Origin of the sequence: Paenirhizobium cremeum, assembly GCF_047553425.1 — a bacterium.
Classification (GTDB): domain Bacteria; phylum Pseudomonadota; class Alphaproteobacteria; order Rhizobiales; family Rhizobiaceae; genus Allorhizobium; species Allorhizobium cremeum.
In genome coordinates, this window is the sequence record NZ_CP180219.1 from 222261 (window position 1) to 241690 (window position 19430).

17 protein-coding genes and 3 pseudogenes are annotated in these 19430 nt (G+C 61.3%); 7 read left to right on the forward strand and 13 right to left on the reverse strand.

Annotated features, from left to right (window positions below):
* Window positions 1-41: 41 nt before the first annotated feature.
* Complete coding sequence (gene gudD, locus ACLBKR_RS22490) at window positions 42-1415, reverse strand: glucarate dehydratase (RefSeq protein WP_113444183.1); 1374 nt, start codon at window positions 1413-1415, stop codon at window positions 42-44.
* A 157-nt stretch (window positions 1416-1572) separates the two neighbouring features.
* On the opposite strand from gudD, the gene ACLBKR_RS22495 reads away from it, so the two are divergent.
* Window positions 1573-2289 carry a FadR/GntR family transcriptional regulator gene (locus ACLBKR_RS22495; RefSeq protein ID WP_112829728.1) on the forward strand — a complete coding sequence of 239 codons (717 nt, stop codon included), beginning with the start codon at window positions 1573-1575 and terminating at the stop codon, window positions 2287-2289.
* 409 nt (window positions 2290-2698) lie between these two features.
* On the opposite strand, the gene ACLBKR_RS22500 is transcribed toward ACLBKR_RS22495, so the two are convergent.
* The 10 genes from ACLBKR_RS22500 to ACLBKR_RS22545 form a co-directional block, all read right to left on the reverse strand.
* Window positions 2699-4429 carry an ABC transporter ATP-binding protein gene (locus ACLBKR_RS22500; protein ID WP_113486416.1) on the reverse strand — a complete coding sequence of 577 codons (1731 nt, stop codon included), beginning with the start codon at window positions 4427-4429 and terminating at the stop codon, window positions 2699-2701.
* On the reverse strand, window positions 4426-5280 hold the full coding sequence (locus ACLBKR_RS22505; protein WP_113340069.1) for an ABC transporter ATP-binding protein: 855 nt from the start codon (window positions 5278-5280) through the stop codon (window positions 4426-4428). Before ACLBKR_RS22505 ends, ACLBKR_RS22500 begins: the two co-directional genes overlap by 4 nt.
* Window positions 5277-6362: an iron chelate uptake ABC transporter family permease subunit gene (locus ACLBKR_RS22510; protein ID WP_113340070.1), complete on the reverse strand. Its 1086-nt coding sequence runs from the start codon at window positions 6360-6362 to the stop codon at window positions 5277-5279. Before ACLBKR_RS22510 ends, ACLBKR_RS22505 begins: the two co-directional genes overlap by 4 nt.
* Complete coding sequence (locus ACLBKR_RS22515; protein ID WP_113340071.1) at window positions 6359-7414, reverse strand: iron chelate uptake ABC transporter family permease subunit; 1056 nt, start codon at window positions 7412-7414, stop codon at window positions 6359-6361. Before ACLBKR_RS22515 ends, ACLBKR_RS22510 begins: the two co-directional genes overlap by 4 nt.
* A gap of 17 nt (window positions 7415-7431) precedes the next feature.
* Entirely contained in the window at window positions 7432-8274 is an 843-nt protein-coding gene (locus tag ACLBKR_RS22520) for a siderophore-interacting protein (RefSeq protein WP_162748332.1), read from the reverse strand.
* 1 nt (window position 8275) lies between these two features.
* On the reverse strand, window positions 8276-9250 hold the full coding sequence (locus tag ACLBKR_RS22525; protein ID WP_112829723.1) for an ABC transporter substrate-binding protein: 975 nt from the start codon (window positions 9248-9250) through the stop codon (window positions 8276-8278).
* A 2-nt stretch (window positions 9251-9252) separates the two neighbouring features.
* Entirely contained in the window at window positions 9253-11709 is a 2457-nt protein-coding gene (locus ACLBKR_RS22530; protein WP_244711524.1) for a TonB-dependent siderophore receptor, read from the reverse strand.
* Window positions 11710-11887: 178 nt separating this feature from the next.
* Window positions 11888-12880 carry a FecR family protein gene (locus ACLBKR_RS22535; protein WP_113446829.1) on the reverse strand — a complete coding sequence of 331 codons (993 nt, stop codon included), beginning with the start codon at window positions 12878-12880 and terminating at the stop codon, window positions 11888-11890.
* A 155-nt stretch (window positions 12881-13035) separates the two neighbouring features.
* Entirely contained in the window at window positions 13036-13551 is a 516-nt protein-coding gene (locus ACLBKR_RS22540; RefSeq protein WP_414902144.1) for an RNA polymerase sigma factor, read from the reverse strand.
* Window positions 13552-13803: 252 nt separating this feature from the next.
* Window positions 13804-14688, reverse strand: coding sequence for a LysR family transcriptional regulator (locus tag ACLBKR_RS22545; RefSeq protein ID WP_113446828.1), 885 nt, complete (start codon window positions 14686-14688; stop codon window positions 13804-13806).
* 117 nt (window positions 14689-14805) lie between these two features.
* Between ACLBKR_RS22545 and ACLBKR_RS22550 the strand changes: the two genes are divergently transcribed.
* The 4 genes and pseudogenes from ACLBKR_RS22550 to ACLBKR_RS22565 all read left to right on the forward strand — a co-directional run bounded on the left by ACLBKR_RS22550 (window position 14806) and on the right by ACLBKR_RS22565 (window position 16554).
* Entirely contained in the window at window positions 14806-15267 is a 462-nt protein-coding gene (locus tag ACLBKR_RS22550) for a VOC family protein (protein WP_112829884.1), read from the forward strand.
* Window positions 15268-15344: 77 nt separating this feature from the next.
* Window positions 15345-15437 (forward strand): annotated as a pseudogene (locus ACLBKR_RS22555) (SDR family NAD(P)-dependent oxidoreductase); the annotation flags it as partial.
* An 86-nt stretch (window positions 15438-15523) separates the two neighbouring features.
* Window positions 15524-15670, forward strand: a complete 147-nt coding sequence (locus ACLBKR_RS22560; protein WP_414902238.1) for a putative quinol monooxygenase — start codon at window positions 15524-15526, stop codon at window positions 15668-15670.
* 50 nt (window positions 15671-15720) lie between these two features.
* A complete protein-coding gene (locus ACLBKR_RS22565) occupies window positions 15721-16554 on the forward strand; it encodes an oxidoreductase (protein ID WP_113486418.1) in 834 nt (277 codons plus the stop codon).
* A 60-nt stretch (window positions 16555-16614) separates the two neighbouring features.
* Here the strand turns inward: ACLBKR_RS22565 and ACLBKR_RS22570 are convergent, their stop codons facing one another.
* Entirely contained in the window at window positions 16615-17508 is an 894-nt protein-coding gene (locus tag ACLBKR_RS22570; protein ID WP_112829719.1) for an AraC family transcriptional regulator, read from the reverse strand.
* A gap of 139 nt (window positions 17509-17647) precedes the next feature.
* Between ACLBKR_RS22570 and ACLBKR_RS22575 the strand changes: the two genes are divergently transcribed.
* Both ACLBKR_RS22575 and ACLBKR_RS22580 read left to right on the forward strand, forming a co-directional pair.
* Window positions 17648-18391 (forward strand): SDR family oxidoreductase, encoded by a 744-nt coding sequence (locus ACLBKR_RS22575; protein WP_113466136.1) that lies wholly within the window; start codon window positions 17648-17650, stop codon window positions 18389-18391.
* 176 nt (window positions 18392-18567) lie between these two features.
* Window positions 18568-18828 (forward strand): annotated as a pseudogene (locus ACLBKR_RS22580) (acetamidase/formamidase family protein); the annotation flags it as partial.
* Window positions 18829-19219: 391 nt separating this feature from the next.
* Here the strand turns inward: ACLBKR_RS22580 and ACLBKR_RS22585 are convergent.
* Window positions 19220-19406, reverse strand: a pseudogene (locus ACLBKR_RS22585) (DDE-type integrase/transposase/recombinase); the annotation flags it as partial.
* Window positions 19407-19430: the final 24 nt, after the last annotated feature.

A 19430-nucleotide genomic window follows, 5' to 3' on the forward strand; every position in this document is an offset into this window, starting at 1 on the left:
TCCGCTTCGGCTTGCGCCGACACGGCATTACTTTTCGGCGGCTACCTCACGAGGCATGGGCGCTTGTTGTCGAAGCGCCAGTCCTTGACGAGATACTGCATTGCCCCCGCATCATCGCGCGCGCCCAACCCATGTTTCAGATAGAGTTGATGCGCCTCCTCCACGCGGTCCATGTCGAGTTCGATGCCAAGGCCTGGCTTTGTCGGCACCGTCACATAGCCGTCCACAATCTCGAAGGGTTCACGTGTCAACCGCTGACCGTCCTGCCAAATCCAGTGGGTATCCAGCGCCGTGACCCGTCCGGGTGCTGCCGCTCCAACGTGGGTGAACATGGCAAGTGAGACATCAAAATGATTGTTCGAGTGTGACCCCCAGGTCATTCCGAATGCTTCGCAAAGCTGAGCCACTCGTACGGATCCCTGCATCGTCCAAAAATGCGGATCGGCCAGGGGAATATCGACTGACTGCAATTGGATGGCATGCGCCATCTGTCGCCAATCGGTTGCAACCATGTTGGTCGCCGTGGGCAGCCCGGTGGCTCTGCGGAATTCGGCCATCACCTCACGGCCGGAGAAACCCTGCTCCGCCCCGCAAGGGTCTTCCGCATAGGACAGGACATCGTTGCGGCCCTTGCAGAGACGGATCGCTTCCTCGAGTGACCAAGCCCCATTCGGATCGAGGGTTATGCGCGCTCCCGGGAAACGTTTGGCCAGGGCCGTTACCGCCTCGATCTCCTTTTCGCCGGCAAGGACACCGCCCTTCAACTTGAAGTCCTGGAAGCCGTATCGCTCCTGTGCGGCCTCGGCGAGGCGAACGATGGCTTCCGGAGTGAGCGCCTCCCGGTCACGGAGCCGGGTCCACTCATCGACGGCTCCTTCCCCGTTGCGATACGGCAGATCGGTCTTACCACTGTCTCCGACATAGAACAGATAGCCGAGCATCTGAACGCGATCCCGCTTCTGCCCATCGCCGAGCAACGCCGCGACCGGAACGTCCAGGTGCTTGCCCAAAAGATCCAGAAGCGCCGCCTCGATCGCGGTCACGACGTGGATTGTCGTGCGCAGGTCGAAGGTCTGCAGACCGCGACCGCCGGCGTCGCGATCCATGAAAGCGACGCGGACGGCCTCGAGCAGGGCCTTGTAGTTCCCGATCGATTTCCCGACCAACAAGGGCTCGGACTCTTCGAGCGTCTTCCTGATCGCCTCGCCGCCCGGGACTTCGCCAATTCCCGTATTGCCGGCACTATCGGTGATGACCACGAGGTTGCGCGTGAAGAATGGTGCGTGAGCTCCGCTGAGGTTGAGGAGCATGCTGTCGCGGCCTGCAACCGGGATGGCCTTCAACGACTTGATGACCGGAGCGCCCGCTACTGGATACAACGCGTTATCCTGCGCTTCTACTGACGCCGCAAACATTTAGGTCCTCCTCCGTCATTCCAATCATCTCAAGAAAGAGAGATGTCCTCATCAGCTGCCCCGATCCTACGCATCGTAACTAATTTGTCAATATTAGTTACAATGTGTAAATTTGAGAGCTATGGAGCTTTCGTCCAGAAGACGTTAGAGTGGAAAGATGAACCAGAGCAGCCAGCAGATTCGACCCCTGAGGGACATGTCCTCACATGTCCTTGCGCAGCTTGAAACCATGCTGGCACAGCCAGCTTGGCACAATGGGGGACGCCTTCCGCCCGAGGCAGAACTGGCGCAACAGTTCGGCGTTTCCCGACCGGTGCTGCGCAAGGCGCTTGTTCAGATGCGTGACGCGGGAAGGATTGTCTCGCGGCGCGGCTCAGCCAATTTCGTTCAGCCGAAGGCCGATATCCTGCCGGCTGCCGCCGACGGACAGGGCCCGTCGATCCAGACCGTTTTCGACATGAGGCGTTGCCTGCGTTTCCGCGAGGTCATCGAATGTGCCGCAGCCGAAGACGCGGCAAGGGTGCATGATCCCCACGCAACCGCCGCCATCCAGACGGCGTATGATCGAATGCTTGCGCTGCCTCCGGGAGAAAGCGTCTTTGAGGCAGACTTTGCCTTTCACCTTGCGATTGCTCAGGCTACCGCGAATCCCTATTTCGCTTTCACCTTGCGATCGCTGAAAGACCAGATCCGCCTCACCATCGAATTTACCAGGAAGCTCCAGGATCGTCCGCCCGATCAGGTCGTGCCGCGCGTCGTTGACGAGCACAGAGCTATATTGGAAGCGATCAAGGCCGGTGACGTTGAAGGCGCGCGTTCGGCCATGAACTTCCACATGAAGCAGAGCGTGGTCCGACTTCTCGAGGAAGAGTGACTGATCAGGGTGTCGTGGAAGCCTGTTTGTCCAGTCGCCAGCACTTCAGGGACGGATCATTCCTTAGAAGGTCTGAAGGGATACGAACCGGGGACCCGCTTGGATAGTTCACGCGAAGGTACGGACTTTGTCCGGCAATCTCCTGGCAGGACTTCGGTGTATGCGGTGAACACACAACGCATGTGGCTCCGGAACTACAAGCGGCCGTCGCGTTACGCTATGTCAGACGTCACCCGGCGGACAGTGCGCATCGTGCCTCACTTAGGAACCGTTGTGTGCGCCGCGCCTGCGAAAGAAGACGGGATGGCGGTGACTATTTCTGGGAGGCCCGCGTTTCAGTCGTATTCCTCCCCTTGCTCACACTAAGCCGCAAGCGATGCAGCGGTTAGATTCCGATGGTTAACAGCCATCATTTGACCGGCGATTGCCCTGCGTGAAGCTGCCTATAGCGACCACCCGCACCGGCGATCAGCTCGGAGTGGGTTCCCTGTTCGATGATGTGGCCGTCTTCCACGACGAGGATGCGATCCGCATGGGCAACGGTGGCAAGCCGGTGGGCCACGATCAGGGTCGTGCGTCCTTCCGCCAGCTCCGCCAGAGATTGCTGGATGGCGCGTTCCGTCTCGGTGTCGAGCGCCGAGGTCGCCTCATCGAGGATCAGGATCGGCGGGTTCTTGAGGAAGATGCGCGCGACGGCAAGTCGCTGCTTCTGACCGCCCGATAGCTTCACCCCCCGCTCCCCGATGACGGTGTCGAGGCCCGCCGGAAGCGATGCGATCAGGCTGTCCAGCCGCGCACGACGGGCTGCCTCGAATATCTCCGCTTCCGTGGCGTCCAGACGGCCGTAGGCGATGTTGTTACGGATCGTGCCGGCGAACAGAAATACATCCTGAGCAACGATGCCGATGTTCGATCGCAGCGACTTCAGGGTCATGTCGCGAATGTCGATCCCGTCGATCAGGATCGCCCCCTCCGTCACCTCGTAGAAGCGCGGCAGAAGCGAACAGATGGTTGTCTTGCCCGCCCCCGACGAACCGACAAAAGCAACCGTCTCGCCCGCCTTGATCGACAGGTTCAACCCCGTCAGCACCGGCCTTTCGGCCTGATAGCCGAAACTCACGTTACGGTAATCAATGGCTCCTTCCAGCCGCGCGACGGTTTGTGCGGTGTCGTGATCGCCAATATCCGGTCTCGTATCGAGGAAATGGCAATAGCGCTGAAAACCGGCGAGACCTTTGGGATAGGTCTCGATGATCGAGTTGATCTTCTCGAGCGGGCTGAAGAAGACGTTGAGCAGGAGCAGGAAGCCGACGAAGCCGCCCGCAGTCAGTTCCCCCCGCATCACGAACCATGCGCCAGCCAGCATCACGACGACCTGTACGAAGCGCATCGACAGATAGGAGAGCGACATCGAGGCCGCCATCACCTTGTAGGCTTCGAGCTTGGTCGCAAGGTAGCTGCGGTTGTTCTGCGCAAACAGCGCCCGCTCGTGATCCTCGTTGGCGAAGGCCTGCACGACGCGGATACCGCCGACATTTTCCTCGATACGGGCGTTGAATTCCGCCACCCGGCCATAGAGAGCATGCCAGGTCTCCGTCATCCTCTGACCGTAGACGGTCGTGAGAATGGCAGTGACCGGCACGAGCATCGCTGTAATGAGCGCCAATGGTACATGCACCCACAGCATCAGCAGCAAAGCGCCGATCAGCGTCATCAAGGCGATGAAGAGATCCTCCGGCCCGTGATGGGCCACCTCGCCGATCTCCTCCAGATCCTTGGTAAGCCGCGCCACCAGATGGCCGGTCTTCATGTTGTCGAAGAACCCGAAAGAGAGCTTCTGAAGATGATCGAAGGCCTTGCGGCGCATCTCTGTCTCGATCCTCAGACCGAGCATATGGCCCCAGTAGGTGACAATAACCTGTAGCCCGGCGTTGAGAATGTAAATAAGGAGCAGGCCGAGCGACGCCAGCACGATCAGACCGAGCTGGTTTGTGGGAAGCAGCCTGTCGATGAAGACCGTCACCGCCACGGGAAATGCGAGCTCCAGCAACCCGGCGGCAACGGCGGAGGAAAAATCGAGCACAAACAGGCCGCGATGGGGGCGGTAATAGGCGGCGAACCGCGTTAGGAGGTCCTTCACGACGCCGTCCCTTCCTTGTCTACGCAAAAATCCGAAGAGGTGTCCGGCAGCATGGTGCGTCCCTTCGGCACGATGAGCGGAGAACCGGTGACGGGATCGGGAATGATGACGGAAGGCAAGCCGAAGACCTTCTCGACCAGTCGCTCCGTGATGATCGAAGACGGGTGCCCTTCGGCAAGGACTGCTCCATCCTTCATGGCGATCAGATGCGTGGCATAACGGCAGGCCTGATTGAGATCGTGCAGCACGGCGACGATCGTGCGACCTTGAGCGTTGAGATCGGCCAGCAGGTCCATCAGCTCGATCTGATGGGCGATGTCGAGGAAGGTGGTCGGCTCGTCGAGCAGCAGGATCGGCGTCTGCTGCGCCAGCACCATGGCGATCCAGACACGCTGCCGCTGCCCACCGGATAGCGCATCCACCAGCCGCCAGGAGAGATCCGTCACACGGGTTGCCGCCATCGCGTCAACCACCGCCTCCTCGTCCGCCTTCGACCATTGCCGCAGGAAAGACTGGTGCGGATAGCGGCCCCGCGCCACCAGATCCGCAACCGTGATGCCCTCCGGAGCGCTGGAAGACTGCGGCAGAAGGCCAAGGCGACGAGCCACCTCCTTTGACGGGTGATCGCGCAGGCTGCGGCCGTCGAGGATCACCTGACCTGCGGCAGGGGCGAGCAGCCGCGACAGCGCGCGCAGCAGGGTGGACTTGCCGCAGGCATTCGGCCCAACAATGACGGTGAAGGCGCCATCGGGAATGGCAACGGAGAGATCGCGGGAGATCGTGCGCTCGTCGTAGCGCAGGGTGATGGTATCGGCATGCAGGCGGCCAGAGCCGGATTGGGAACTGGTCATTTGCGACCCTCGCGAATGAGAAGCCAGAGGAAGTAGAACCCGCCGATGCCGACCGTCATCACGCCAACGGGAAGCTGTATGCCAAGCGCATGCTGGACGGCCCAGTCTGCGGCCAGCAGCAGCAGCCCGCCGGTCAGTGCAGAGGGAAGGAGCGCGACACCGGCCGAGCGGGTCATGCGGCGGGCAATCTGCGGGGCGCAGAGCGCGATGAAGGAAATAGGCCCCGCCGTGGCGGTCACAAGCGCCGTCAGCGCCACGCCGAGCACCATCAGCAAAAGCCGCGTTTGGCCTGCATCCACACCAGAGGCACGCGCGAGATCCTCCCCCAGTTCCAGCTGGCGCATCGGGCGCGACAGAAGAAGCGTCAACGGCAACAGAATGCAGAGCACCAGCGAGACGGGCACAAGCTGCTCGATTCCGAGCCCGTTCAGCGATCCCGCCCCCCAAATGGCCGCGGCTATCGCCACCTGAAGATTCGCCTCGCGGATCATCCAGGCATTGACGGCAGACAGCATGGCGGCAACGCCAATGCCGACGATGATGAGCCGGAACCCCTCCACGCCCCGCCGCCAGGCCAGCAGGTAGACGGCGGCAGCCGTTGCCATCCCGCCGACAAGCGCGCCGAGCGCCGTCTCGTAATACCCGCCGGAAAACAGCAGGATCACGACAAGCGCGCCGGTGTAGGACCCCGCCGAGAAGCCGATGATATCAGGGCTTCCCAGCGGATTGCGCGTCAGGCTCTGGAATATGGCACCGCTTGCACCGAGAGCGGCACCAAGCAGAACGGCAAGCGCCACGCGCGGCAGACGCCATTCCACCACGATCATCCGCACCATATCCTCGCCCCGGCCCGCCAGAGCCCTCAACACATCGACAAGTGCAATCGGATACTTGCCGCTCAGAAGCGACAGCGCCGCAAGGGACGCGATGAGCAGGACCAGCACCATCAGAATGGCGAGCAAGCGTCTTTCGAACCGGAACGACAGACGATCACCTGCGAGGCGAAGGGTGAGAATGGTTCGACCAGATTCCAGCCGTACGGTTGGACACGGTGAACGAGAGCGAGAGGATGGCATCGTCATAATCCGCCCGCCTGTCTGCGCCGTGCCAGCGCAATCAGCACCGGCGAGCCAAGGAAGGCGGTGACGATGCCCGCCTCCAACTCGCCCGGATAAAGAACCAAGCGCCCGGCAATATCGGCAGCCAGCAACAGCACCGGCGCATAGATCATGGTCATGGGGATAATCCGACGCTGGTCCGGCCCGGTGAGCCAGCGCACCGCATGCGGCACCATCAAGCCGATGAAGCCGATCGGGCCGCAGGCCGCCGTGGCTGCTCCGGACAGCAGCGTCACGGCAATCAGTGTCAGGATGCGCGTGCGGACAAGACTGGCCCCGAACGCGGCGGCAAGATCCTCGCCGAGTGCCACGGCATTCAGCGAGCGGGCGCTCAACAATGCGATGAGAAGACCGATCCCGATGAAGGGCGCAACCGCCGCGACCACTGCCATGTCGCGCCCGGCGACCGCGCCGATCGACCATTGGCGCATGGCATCGAAGGCCTGCGGGTTCAAGAGCGTGATCGAAGAGCCGATCCCGCCGAACAACGCCGACAGCGCCACCCCCGCCAGCACCAGGCGCACCGGAGTTGCGCCACCGCGCCCGGCCAGTCCACTCCCCATCATGCTCAGCCCGTAGACCGCGAGCGTTACCAGTACCGCGCCGAGAAGAGCAAACCCCAGATAGGCGTTGATCGACTGAAAGCCGAAAAGCCCGACCGCAAGCGTCACGAAGAAAGCCGCCCCCGCATTGACGCCCAAGATCCCCGGATCGGCCAGCGGATTGCGCGTCGCCGCCTGGATCAGCGCCCCCGACACGCCGAAGGCCGATCCGCACAAGAGCGCCAGCAGGGTCCGCGGCAGGCGGTAATCCATCACGACGACATGATCGACCAGACGATCGTCAAAGGCCAGGAGGGTATCGACCATCGTCTGAACAGAGATCGATCGGACGCCCAGCGAAAGGCTTGCGATCGACAGGCCCGCCAGCAGGACGAGACCAAGCATTACCGTCGCCAGCCCAGGCGCCCGCCCCGGCTTGGGCGCAGCAGCTCGAGCAGCGGTTTCGATAGACATGGCAGTGCGGAAAGTCTTCACACCCGCGCCTGCCCTTCGATCCAGTAGCCGACGGCATCGATGCAACGCTTGTCGAAGCCGAGCGTATCCCTGAAGTGCTTGCGGCACTCGGCCGCCGCCTTGGCTTCGCCTGCGATATAGATATAGCCTGGCCCATCCGGCAATTGCCGGATCTCCCGCGCAATGCGCGGCAGTTCGGTATAGCCCGGCCGCTCCGGCTTCAGTCCGTGACAGGTGTGCCAAGATATCTCCAAATCCGCCACCGTCTCAATTATCTCCCCGATCTCCTGCCGGTCGGCATCGGACGGGACCTCCACATGCACGATTACCCTGAACCCTTCCGGCAGTTCCTCCAGCACCCGGCCGACCGCGGGCAAGCCCGTAATATCCGTCAGCATCAACAGCCACCGGCTGCCCTTCGGCAACCAGAACCGGCCCTCCGGATTGCAGATCCCGACGATATCCCCGACCTTGGCCCCCATCGCCCAGTTGGCTGCCACGCCGCCCTCATGCACCACCATGTCGAGCACCATCTCGCAGGTCTCAGGATACCAGCGGCGCACGGTGTATGGTCGGTTCGGCGAATAGTCCGCCCCCTCCGGCATCTCCCACCGGCCATTCTCCCTGAGCACCGGCAGCACCACCGGCGTCTCGTCATCCGCCGGCACCGCAAGGCGCACCCACTCGTCCGGATGCCCGCTTGGCAGCAACCGCTCGCCGCCCTCCAGCCTCAAGACGACCCGGATCATCGCCGGCGTCAGGTGCCCGATCGACACCACGGAGGCCAAAAAGTTGTCCTCCACATAGGCATCGTGATCGTGATCCAGCACGCCCGAAAGAGCTTGCGCGTTTGCATGCATGTTAGTGTGCCTCTGCCTTGACGGCGGCTTCCATCCGACGAAGGATTTTGGGGAATGCATAGGGAATGGCCAAAACGCTCGGCCAGGATGCCGCCCAGATCTCTGCGGGATCATCGAGCCCGACATACCGTCTTTCGCGGACGGGCGGGAACATCTGGAACAGGCGCTGGCCTTCCAGAGCGGTACGGGCTCCGGGCTCGTACCACATGACAAGCAGATCGGCGGCGACGCTGTCCAGATCTTCGAGGCTGGCATCGGCCGAGACATGACCGCCAGATGCCGTGGCGAGCCGTTGAACACCCGGGGACGGCTGCATGCCGATCCCGATCATCCAGTCGACCCGCGTTTCGCCGGGCAGATAAACGACGATCCGGCTGCTGCCTGCGAAATAGGAACCGAAGGTGAAGCTCCGGCCCTTGAGCCCGGGATAGACATCGCCATAACTGCCCAGAAGACGGTCGGTCTCGACAATGAGCTGCCTCGCCTTCTCGTCCAGTCCCAGAACCGCACCCGCGATTTCCGTCTGTTCCTTCCAGCCTGCCCTATAGGGTCCGCTGCGGTAGGCAATCGTCGGGGCGATCCGGCTCAGCCTGTCGTAGGACGCGGCATCGAGCTGCGAAAAGACCCCGACGATGACGTCGGGATCGAGGCGCGCGATCTCTTCGAAATCGATGATGCTGCCATCGAGAAGCGCCGGCTTCATGGCGCTGAATTTCTGCTCACACCAGGGCGTCATGCCGCTGGCAAACATCCCGGAATAGACGATGGCGATCGGCCTGTGCCCGAGTGCGAGAAAGGGCGCCTCGTCGCCATATCCGATCGTGACCAGCCGGCGCGGCTCCGAGCGCAGTTCGGTGCGCCCGAAGGCGTGACCGATAACCCGCGGATAGGTGCCGACATTCGCGCATGCGAGGCAAGGCGGCAAGAGCATTGCCGCCGCACTCATCGTCAAGGCGCGTCGCGTCACCGGCCTCATGATCAGAACTTGTACTTGGTCGAAACGCTGAAACTGCGCGGTTCGCCGTAATAGCCGGTGTCGAAGTTGCCGAGACCGGCATAATACTTTTCGTTCAACAGGTTCTTCACGTTGAACGTTATGTCGACTTTCTCGTTCAGCCTGTACTTGGCCATCAGATCGATCAGAAACACGTTCTTCTGGGTGATGTCCTCATAGACATTCGCCGGGCTCCACACATAGCCGTAGATCTTGTCCTGCCAACGCACACCGCCGCCAATGGTCAGTTTGTCCCACTCGCCGGGCAGCGTGTAGGTCGTGTAGATTTTGACGACATTTTCCGGGGCCGTCGTCTGGATGAAGGAATAGACCCTCTCGCCATCCGCCTTTCGGGCGTGGGAATAGGTGTAGCTCGCATAGAGGTTCCAGTCCGCCATGATCTCGCCGGAGGCCTCGATTTCGAAGCCCTTCGTCGTGACACCGTCTACAGCCTCATAGTAGTTTTGCCCCAATACCGGGTCGTAACCGGCCGTCTCGGCCAGATTGTCCTGTTTGATCATGAAGACCGCAGCACTTGTATTCAGCCTGCCATCCAACAGTTCGGCCTTCACGCCGGCTTCGTAGCTGTGGCCTTCTTCAGGATCGAGATAGGCGCCGTTGACGTCCTGGTTTCCCTGCGGCTTGAAGATGCCAGTATAGCTCGCATAGACCGACCAGTCCTGGTTCAGGTCGTAAACCACACCGAGATAAGGGGTAATCTTGCCATTCGTCGAATACTGGCTGGCGCCGCTCCAGGTCCCCGTAGCGTTATCGTAAGATCCCTGGTCATCGTAATCGTACCAACTGACGCGGCTGCCCAGGATGACGGACAGATCGTCGGTCGGCCGAAGTCGCGTTGCGGCATAGGCGCCGTACTGCGTCAGGCTGTTCTCGTATCGCCCCGTCAGATCGAAATCAGGCTCGTCGGTGTTGCCGTCCCAGGTGAAGAAGTTCGGGACTGCGGGGTCGTAATTGACGCCGCCATAGCCGTAGAGCGGGCCCTTAGTGGTTTTATGAGACGCCGTTGCGCCGAACATCAGGTCGTGCTCGCGACCGAAAAGTTCGACGGGACCCGAAAGCTTGGCATCGATGGTGTCCTGGACCAGTCGGCCGGAATACTTGCCCACATATTGATAGACTCCTTCTCCGGTTACCGGGTCCGGGTAGCCACTACCGGCGGAACCCAGCACGCTGTCATGCCCGTTGCGGCGATGATTGTAGGTCAGGTCGGCTTGCCAGCCGTTGTCGAACTCGTGGTCGAGCGTCACGAAGATATTGTTGGTAAAGGTGTCGCGCCGGCTCCAGTCGGTTGCCGGATTGGTCGAAACGTCGAAGTCCGTCCGGCTGCCGTCGCTGAAGAACATCGGCAGCCCGGTCCAGCTCGAGCCCCGTGGCCGGGTCTGCTGATAGTCGGCTCCGAGCGACAGCGTCGTGTTGTCGGTGATATCGGCTTCCAGAATGCCGTAGAGACTGAACGATTTCTTCTCGTAATGATCGAGGTAGGATTCGGCATCCTCGAACGAGCCGACGAGGCGACCGCGCAACGATCCATCGGGGTTAAGCGGGCCCGAAACATCTGCCTCCGTGCGATAGGCATTCCAGGATCCGGCCGTTCCGGTGACGGAGGCCTGGAAGGTGTCAGTCGGTCGCTTGCGCACGAGATTGACGGCGGCACCGGGACTTCCCGAGCCTTGCAGCAAACCGTTCGCCCCCTTCACGATTTCCACCCTGTCGTAGATTGCCGTGTCGGGATTGGTGAGACCGAAATCGTAGATCCCTTCGTTCTGGATCACCACGCCATCATACTGGAACTCTCCAACCGTGAAGCCGCGCGCCAGATATTCGGTCCGATCGCTGTCATACTTCTGGATGGAAATGCCACTGGACGTTTCGAGTACATCCTGCAACGAATTGCTGGCCTGATCCTCCATTCGCTGGCGCGTCACCACCGTCACCGATTGCGGGGTCTCCCGGATGGAAAGCGGAAGGCCGGTCGCCGTGTTCATCTGACCTGTCGTGTAAGATCCCGTTCCTTCCGTGGTGCCGCCACGCTGCCCCTGCACAGTGATCGTATCCAGTACCGTCGATCCATCGGCCGCCGCTCCACCTGCGTCCGTCGCCTGCGGGCCGACGAGAGCCGCCGAACCTGCACCGCTGATCCTGACCGCAATGCCTGTACCCTGCACGAGTTGCTGCAAGGCGGCCGAGGGCGTCATGCTACCGGAAACCGCCGTCGAGGTCTTGCCGGCGGCAAGGTTCGCCGAATAGCTGATCTGCCAGCCACTCTGGCGAATGAAGGCATTTATGGCTGCCGACAGCGGCTGGGCCGGGATGTGGAAGCTGATGGTTTCCGTGGCGCCAGCGACAGTCCGCGCCTGGGCATAAGCGGCGCCCGGATCAAAGCCGGCCATGCAGGCGAGCATGCTGGATGCGAGAAGCACCCTTGTCCTTTGACGGCGACGCTCGCCAGTCATGATCCCAACGCGTGAATTCTTGCCCCTTGTCATACTCGTCCTACCCTCATTCAAGACATGGGATTGGCCGCGCGCCACGCATTTCCAACCCCTCCGTCAGCAAGGACGCAGCAGGGTTTCAAAACCGGCAAAAAAAGTTGAGAGCTTATCGAAGGATTATAAGCCCGCCGGGAACGCGGTAGAATCCAACCTCCGCCGCGTCGGCGAGAGTCCGAACCGCACCTTCGACATCGTCGAGGCGATAATTGCCGGTGACCTTCATCTGGTTCACCCGATCGTCCGCCACGAGAATTGCTCCGCGATGATAGCGGCGCAGCTCTTCGAGAACATCTCCAAGACGCGCGTTTTCGAAGATGATACGGCCTTCGCGCCAGGCAAGCGTCGCGGATGGGTCAGCCGCATGAACGGGCGACACGGCCGACGCCGTGATGCTGACCGTCTCACCCGGCGCCAGCACCGCCTTGTCCTTGCCATCGCACAGACAGAGAACCTGCACGCGGCCTCGCTCCAGCACGACCTCATCTTCGTCAGCGCCGGTTCTGACGGCAAATGCGGTGCCCAGCACTTCCACCTCGCCGTATTGGCCGCTGACGGTAAAGGGGTGAGCGGGATCGTGAACGACATCGAAAAAGGCTTCGCCCTGTAGCAGGCGGACATGACGCCGGCCGGCATCGAAATCGAGCGCCACCGCCGTGTCGGTATTCAGCAGCATCGTTGAACCATCCGGCAGGGGAATGTGCATCTGGGCTCCGGTCGCCGTGATGTAATCTGCCTGGAACGCGACCGTCAGCGACGAATATTGCCAGATGCCCGCAGCTAGCAGAACCGAAGCGGCCAGAGCAGCAACCCGCAGCGGCCAGCTGCGGCGTCTCGGTCGCATCAGCTCGGACCGGTCGACAGGCAGTGCTTTCACCGCATTGAGGAAGGGTTTCGAGTTCCACAGGATCTGGAGCCCCCGATATTCCTCCTCATGGCGAGGATCCTCCGCCAACCATGCGAGAAAATCGGCGCGGGTCGCCGCATCCGGCTTGCCATCGCGCAGCCGCACGTACCAGTCCAGAGCCTGATCCGCCACAGGATCGGCATGGCTGAAGTCGCTGACCATTCGGTCCTTGTCCTGCGCGTCCTGATGTCCCACTTAGCCCATCCGATCGAAGCCTGTTTGCGGGTTCCTGATACCTTGACGCATGAGCACGTCAAACCCGGCAAAATTCTTTGCTGGAACGGACAGCCGGGCTCCCTTCACGGTAGCTTCTTCGGTCGAGACGGTTGAAGGAAGCGCCATCCTGTTGCTCACTTCCCGTCCAGACGCGCCATGGCATCCCGGCAATGGGCCATGGCGAGTTTCAGATCGTTGAAGACCGTACGTTCAGAAATGCCGAGATGTTCAGCGATACGAACATTCGACCACTCTTCGATGCGGCTGAGGACCAGCACGGCCTGCGCGCGCTTCGGCAAGGCAGCAAGCGCCTGCTGGAAGACGCCGAACATCTGCTTCTCGATCAGGGCCTGCTCGATGGAGGGAATGTCGGCCGAGACGCTGGCCAGGAAAGCTTCGTCCAGCCCCTCCAACTCGGCCCCTGACCGGGTCTTTCGGCGCCGGAGATGATCGAGCGCAAGATTGCGCGCCGTCTGGTGAAGAAAGCCCTCGATATGCTCGACCCGGCCGCTCGCGACCGCCTTGCGGGCCCGCAGATACGTTTCCTGCGCCAAATCTTCCGCCGTCTGCGGATCGCGCACAATGCGCATGACGGTCCACAGCAGGGAGCGCCGATGGGCAGCAAAAATGGCGTTCAGAATGGCAGGCAAGCCTATTGACTCCCCCGCCTCTGTTGCAGCGAATCCGGGAAGATAAAATCATCTCTTCGATGAGGTACCCGTCGCCATTTGATCCGCTCCAGGGGCATTTGGAACTCAAAACATTTGTTTGTCGCCGTCGGTGTTTCCTTCATAGATTGCACACCAACACGGCGCAACATATACTTGACTGTTCGAAGCAAGTTATTTCGTCTGAAGACCGGAGGTCGTGACGGGAACCGAACCGTCGGCGCACCAGTCCTTTCAAACACGGAGCGCATCGATGACGGCGCGCAGGCCGGCCGAAAGGTATTTTCGCGTCGGGTAATAGAGATAGAGCCAGTCCTCGGGCGCACGCCAGGATGCCAGGCATTCGATCAGGCTGCCGTTCTGAACATAGGGACGCGCCCGTTCCTCCCAGACATAAGCCAGTCCCACGCCCGATAGAGCCGCCTCGACCATCAGTTCGTGATCGTCCAGCGAAAGAGTTCCGTTCGGCTCGAACTCGATGATTTTGCCGGCGCGGCTGAACTCCCACGCATAGGGTTTGCCGCTGGGATAGATATTGCGGATACAGGCATGCTGACGCAAATCCTCCGGGGTTTTGGGGATCGGATGACGCTCGAAATAAGCCGTGGAACCGACGACGGCAAAGCGCAGCCGCGGCTTGATTTTCACAGCCGTCATGCCATCGCGCAGGCTCTCGCCAAGCCGAATTCCGGCATCGAACCCCTCCTCCACAATATCGACAAGGCGGTCGGTCGCGACGACTTCCAGCTGGAGACCTGGATTTTCTGCGATAAGCGGACCAATCACCGATCGGAAGACAAAAGGCGCGACTGAATTGGGCGCATTGATGCGAACCTTTCCAAACGGCGTGTCGCGAAACTGGTTGAGCGCATCCAGCGCCGAGCCGATTTCCCCGAAAGCCGGCGACAGTTGCGCATGTAGCATTGCGCCGGCATCAGTCAGCGACACGCTGCGGGTCGTGCGATTGAGCAGGCGAATGCCGACGCGCGCTTCCAGATTGCCCACCGCATGGCTGATGGCTGAAGCCGTCACCCCGCGCTCTTCGCCGGCGCGACGAAAGTTACGGTGACGGGCAACTGCGTCGAAGGCCGCCAGTTCAGAGAGATCCGTGCTACGCATTATCAAATCTTGCTCATCATTGAGAAGAGGATTATCTCTCTAATCCTGATCGTCGAAAAGATCCAGATTTCTCCTCGCAAGCCGGCGCTGGCGCCGGACAAAATAGGAGATAAGACAATGGCCGACTTCATTCCTGCCGCCCACAACACTGCATCGCCCTTCGCCGACATGCGTGGTCATCACGTCGCCGTCCGCACGCCGGACCTCGAAACCGCCAAGCGCTGGTATGTCGAGAAGCTCGACTTTCGCGTCGTCGCCGAATGGGACTATGCCGACGAACAACTCGCCTATCTGGCGCCCGCCACCGACGACCATTTCTATGTGGAAATCCTGGGCGGCGGCGATCCGTCGCCGAAAGACGTCCGCCCCTATACCGATCTCGGCGATAGCCTCAATTATGCCGGCTACCACCATTTCTGCCTGAATGTCGCAAGCGTCGACGCCACTCTCGAGGAACTGCGGGCACGCGGCGTCACCATCGTCACCGAGCCGTTCGAGCTTTTGGCAATCAGCCGCCGCCTCGCCTTCTTCTGCGATCCCTTCGGCAATCTGATCGAGCTGGCAGAAGTCCTGCCGTGACCCTTTCTCACCCGGCTGGCCGTCACGGCATCTCGATAGCCAGCACATCAGGAGAACATCCCATGACGAACTCCATCATGATTATCGGCGCAGGCCAGGGCATCGGGCAGGCCGTCGCGGAGAAATTCGGTCGGGAAGGCTGGCATGTCGTGCTCACCGCGCGCAATGCCGATCGCCTTGCCGGTCTGTCCAGAAGCCTTTCCGAACAGGGTCTCCACCTCACCTGCACCGCGACAACCATGATCCGACGGTTTGGATTCTCTATGAAAACTGGCGATCGCGCGCCGATCTCGATGCGCATTTCCAGCAACCTTACACCGAAGCCGTCATGGCGCGCTTTCCAGAACTGCCGGCCCGCGAGATGGAACTGACATTCTGCACGATGACGTCGCCGCGCCTCTGAGGCCCCGCACGCCACTTTCCTCATCAACACAACATCAAGGAAACATTCTCATGAAAATCTGGTTCATCACCGGCGCCTCGCGTGGCTTTGGCGCCCTCGTCACCAAACGCGCGCTCGCACAGGGCGATGCCGTCGTCGCGACCGCCCGCAATCTCAAAGCGATCACCGATCGGTTCGGCGAGCACCCCAACCTGCTACCGGTCGCCCTCGACGTGACCGACGACACGCAGGCGGCCGCAGCTGTGAAAGCCGCGATCGATCGCTTCGGCCAGATCGATATCCTGCTCAACAACGCCGGTTTCGGACTGATGGGCGCTGTCGAGGAGGCGACGGCATCCGAAATAGAGGCTGTCTATCGCACCAATGTCTTCGGCCTCCTCAACGTGACCCGCGCCGTCCTGCCCGTCATGCGCCGGGCCCACTCAGGTCGCATCCTGAATATCTCATCGATCGGCGGCTATCGCGGCGCAGCAGGCTTCGGTGTCTACTCCTCGACCAAATTCGCCGTCGAAGGGCTGAGCGAAGCTCTGCATGACGAACTGGCGCCGCTAGGCATCCATGTCACCGTCATCGAACCGGGCTATTTCCGCACCGATTTCCTCGACAGTTCGTCCTTGTCGGTCAGCGGCAACATCATCGGCGACTACGAAGCGACCGCCGGCAAGGTGCGCACGATAGCGGCGGGGCTCAGCCATAATCAACCCGGCGATCCTCAGAAGCTGGCGGAGGTCCTGATCGCCTTCGCTGAAGCTCCCAATCCGCCGGTGCGCCTGCCGCTCGGCAGCGACACTGTGGCCGCGATTGAAAAGAAGCACGCGCAGGACGCTGCCATTCTCGCCGAATGGCGCACCGTTTCGATGTCGACCGACTTCGCTAGCGCGTAAGCCACAGCCCGAAGGCGGAGCAGAATCCGCCTTCGGGCTACCGGTTCCGGCCGCATGAAGTCAGGCTGCGTTGCGTCCCAGCGCTTGGCTCAGGTTCGCGATATCCTTCAGGGGTGGGCGGCCGAACAATCTGGCATATTCCCGACTGAACTGGTTTGCGCTCTCATAGCCGATACGGAAGGCGACAGAGGTTGCGTTGCCCTCCCCTGCCAGCAGCATTGAACGGGCATGAAGCAGACGCACCCGCTTCTGATACTGGATCGGGCTAAGCGCGGTGACCGCCTTGAAATGACGATGGAACGCGGAAACGCTCAGCGCCGCCATGCCAGCGAGGTCATCGACCCGCAGCGGGCTGGAGAAATTCTCCCTGATCCAGCGGATGGCAACGCCGATACGCGACAGTGCCGTCTCCGGCAGCGCGATGTCACGCAGCATCCAGCCCAACTGCCCCTGCAGCACACGGAACAGGATCTCGCGCTCATAGGCCGGCGCCAGCGCCGCGATCTCGTCGGGGCGCAGCATCAATCTCAGCATACGGAGCCAGGCATCCAACATGTCGTCAGTGATCGGAGCCACCGAGAAGCCCCCATCACGGAGCGTCCCACCGACAGGCTTTGGAAGATCGGTAATCAAATTGCCGACCACGTGCGGATCGAGCGTCAGGCTGACGGCCAGATAAGGTCGGCCGTCTGCGTCTGGATGGACCGAGCCGACAGCCGGCAGATCCACCGACATGACGAAATAGGTCGCGGGATCATAGCGAAAGGTGCGCTCTCCGACCGTCATTGTCTTCGACCCGGAGAGAATCAGGTTGACCATCGGTTCATAGACGGTGGCCAATTGGTGTTCCGGTATCCGTCCCTGAACCATCGCGACGCGAGGAATTCCTGTCTCGGTGCGGCGATTTTCAGCCCTCGCGGCCAACGATCTCAATTCTTCGAGCTTGTCATTCATGGCCGGATTTCTGGCATGGCCGTCGCCCCGCCGCAAGCGTGAAGCAGAAATAGGCAATAACGAAAGAGAATCCGGACAGCGCCTCTTCAAGGCTGCGATTATCCGTTGGACATCGTCACAGACACAATGGAGAAGCGAAATGAAGGTGGTCATCATAACCGGCGGCAGCCGCGGCATTGGCGCCAGCACGGCAAAAATTTGCGCCGCACGCGGCATGGGCGTTATCCTCACCTATAACAGCAATCCGGCTGCGGCCGACGCGGTCGTCGCCTCGATCGTGGCTGGCGGCGGCGCCGCTGTCGCACTCAAGCTCGATGTCGGCGATGTCGGCTCTTTCGTCGAGTTTCGGGACAAGGTCGCATCCGTTCTGCGGACAAGTTTCGCCCGCGTCGACTTCGATTTCCTGGTCAACAATGCCGGCCACGGCCTCTACAATCCGATCGTCGGCGTCACCGAAGAGGAGTTCGACGGCCTGTTCGCCGTGCATCTGAAAGGTCCGTTCTTCCTTACACAGACCCTGCTGCCATTGATCGCCGACGGCGGCCATATCATCAACCTGACCAGCGCCACCAAGCGCGTCGCCTTTGCCGGCGTGGCGCCCTACGCGTCCTTCAAGGGCGGCCTCGAAGTCCTCACCCGCTATATGGCAAAGGAGTTTGCCGACCGGAAGATCCGGGCGAATTCCATCTCGCCCGGCGCCATCCGCACCGAGTTGGGCGGCGGCCTGAACGAGGAGTTTGAAGCCATGCTCGCAGGGATGATCGCGCTGGGCCGCGTGGGCGAGCCGGACGATATAGGCAATGCCATCGCCGGCCTGCTCTCGGATGACAACCGATACGTCAACGCCCAGGACATCGAAGTAGCCGGCGGCTACATCATCTGAAAAGGGAGGCTCCCGATGCTCGATCACATCATCCTCACCTTTTCCGAAGCGTCCAACACTCGATTGCCTTCTACACCGCAACCCTTGCTCCGCTCGGCATCACCCAGCGCCTGGACTATGACGGGAGGGATGGGGCACCCGGCGATCCCGTCCTCAAGGGTTTCGGGAAGAACGGCCGCTTCACCACGCCGGGGCCAGTGACCCGCCACCTCGATGGCGCCGGCTACGAGGTGACGACCGGAATAGGCCCGGACCTGATGACCGCCGCCCGCGAGGCCGTCTCACGCATGATCGACCTCATCTGTGCCGAACACGGACTGAACCCGGTCGACGCCTACATGCTGTGTTCGGTCTGCGCCGATCTCAGGATCAGCGAAATCGTCGACATGCCGAACTGGGTGGTCAGCTTCTATTTCCCGCGTATCGTGTACGAGTAGACGGATTGAGTCCCAAGTTTGGCTGCGGTGCAGGTGTGTCCGAGTGGATTTACGATCTCTGCCGGTTCCGGGGTCTGGAACCGGCGTCCGCGAGCGTGCCAAGACCGCCCAGGCCCATTGCGCCTGCCACGATCTCAAATCGAGGCAACCCAAAGGGTTCTGTTGCAAGAATTCCGAGTGGCTGGAGGATGCTTTCCTATGCCCCAGTTACGCGGTTTTGACGTGGCGATTGCGCGCGAGCATTGCCACAACCTCGGCAAGTGCGCTGGGCCGACCCCGCAGGCCCGTTCAACGATATGCTGCAACTCACCGAATGTCCGCATCCAGGCTAGCATCAACCGATAGCCGTTGCGGGTCGTCGGGAAACTGGGTCTCTCAAAAACGCGGTCGTAACCGCCATGAACAGAGCTTGCATCACGACGTGCGTGATTTGACGGCACCGCATTGCCCAACCGATGACGCGAGGGGAATAGAGATCGATGACGACCGCCAGATAGGCAAACCCCTCGCAGGTCCGGATATAGGTGATGTCGGTGCCGGTCGAGCGTATTGTCGACACCGACGGAGGGGCGGCCACCTCTACCGACCGGCACGCACAACAA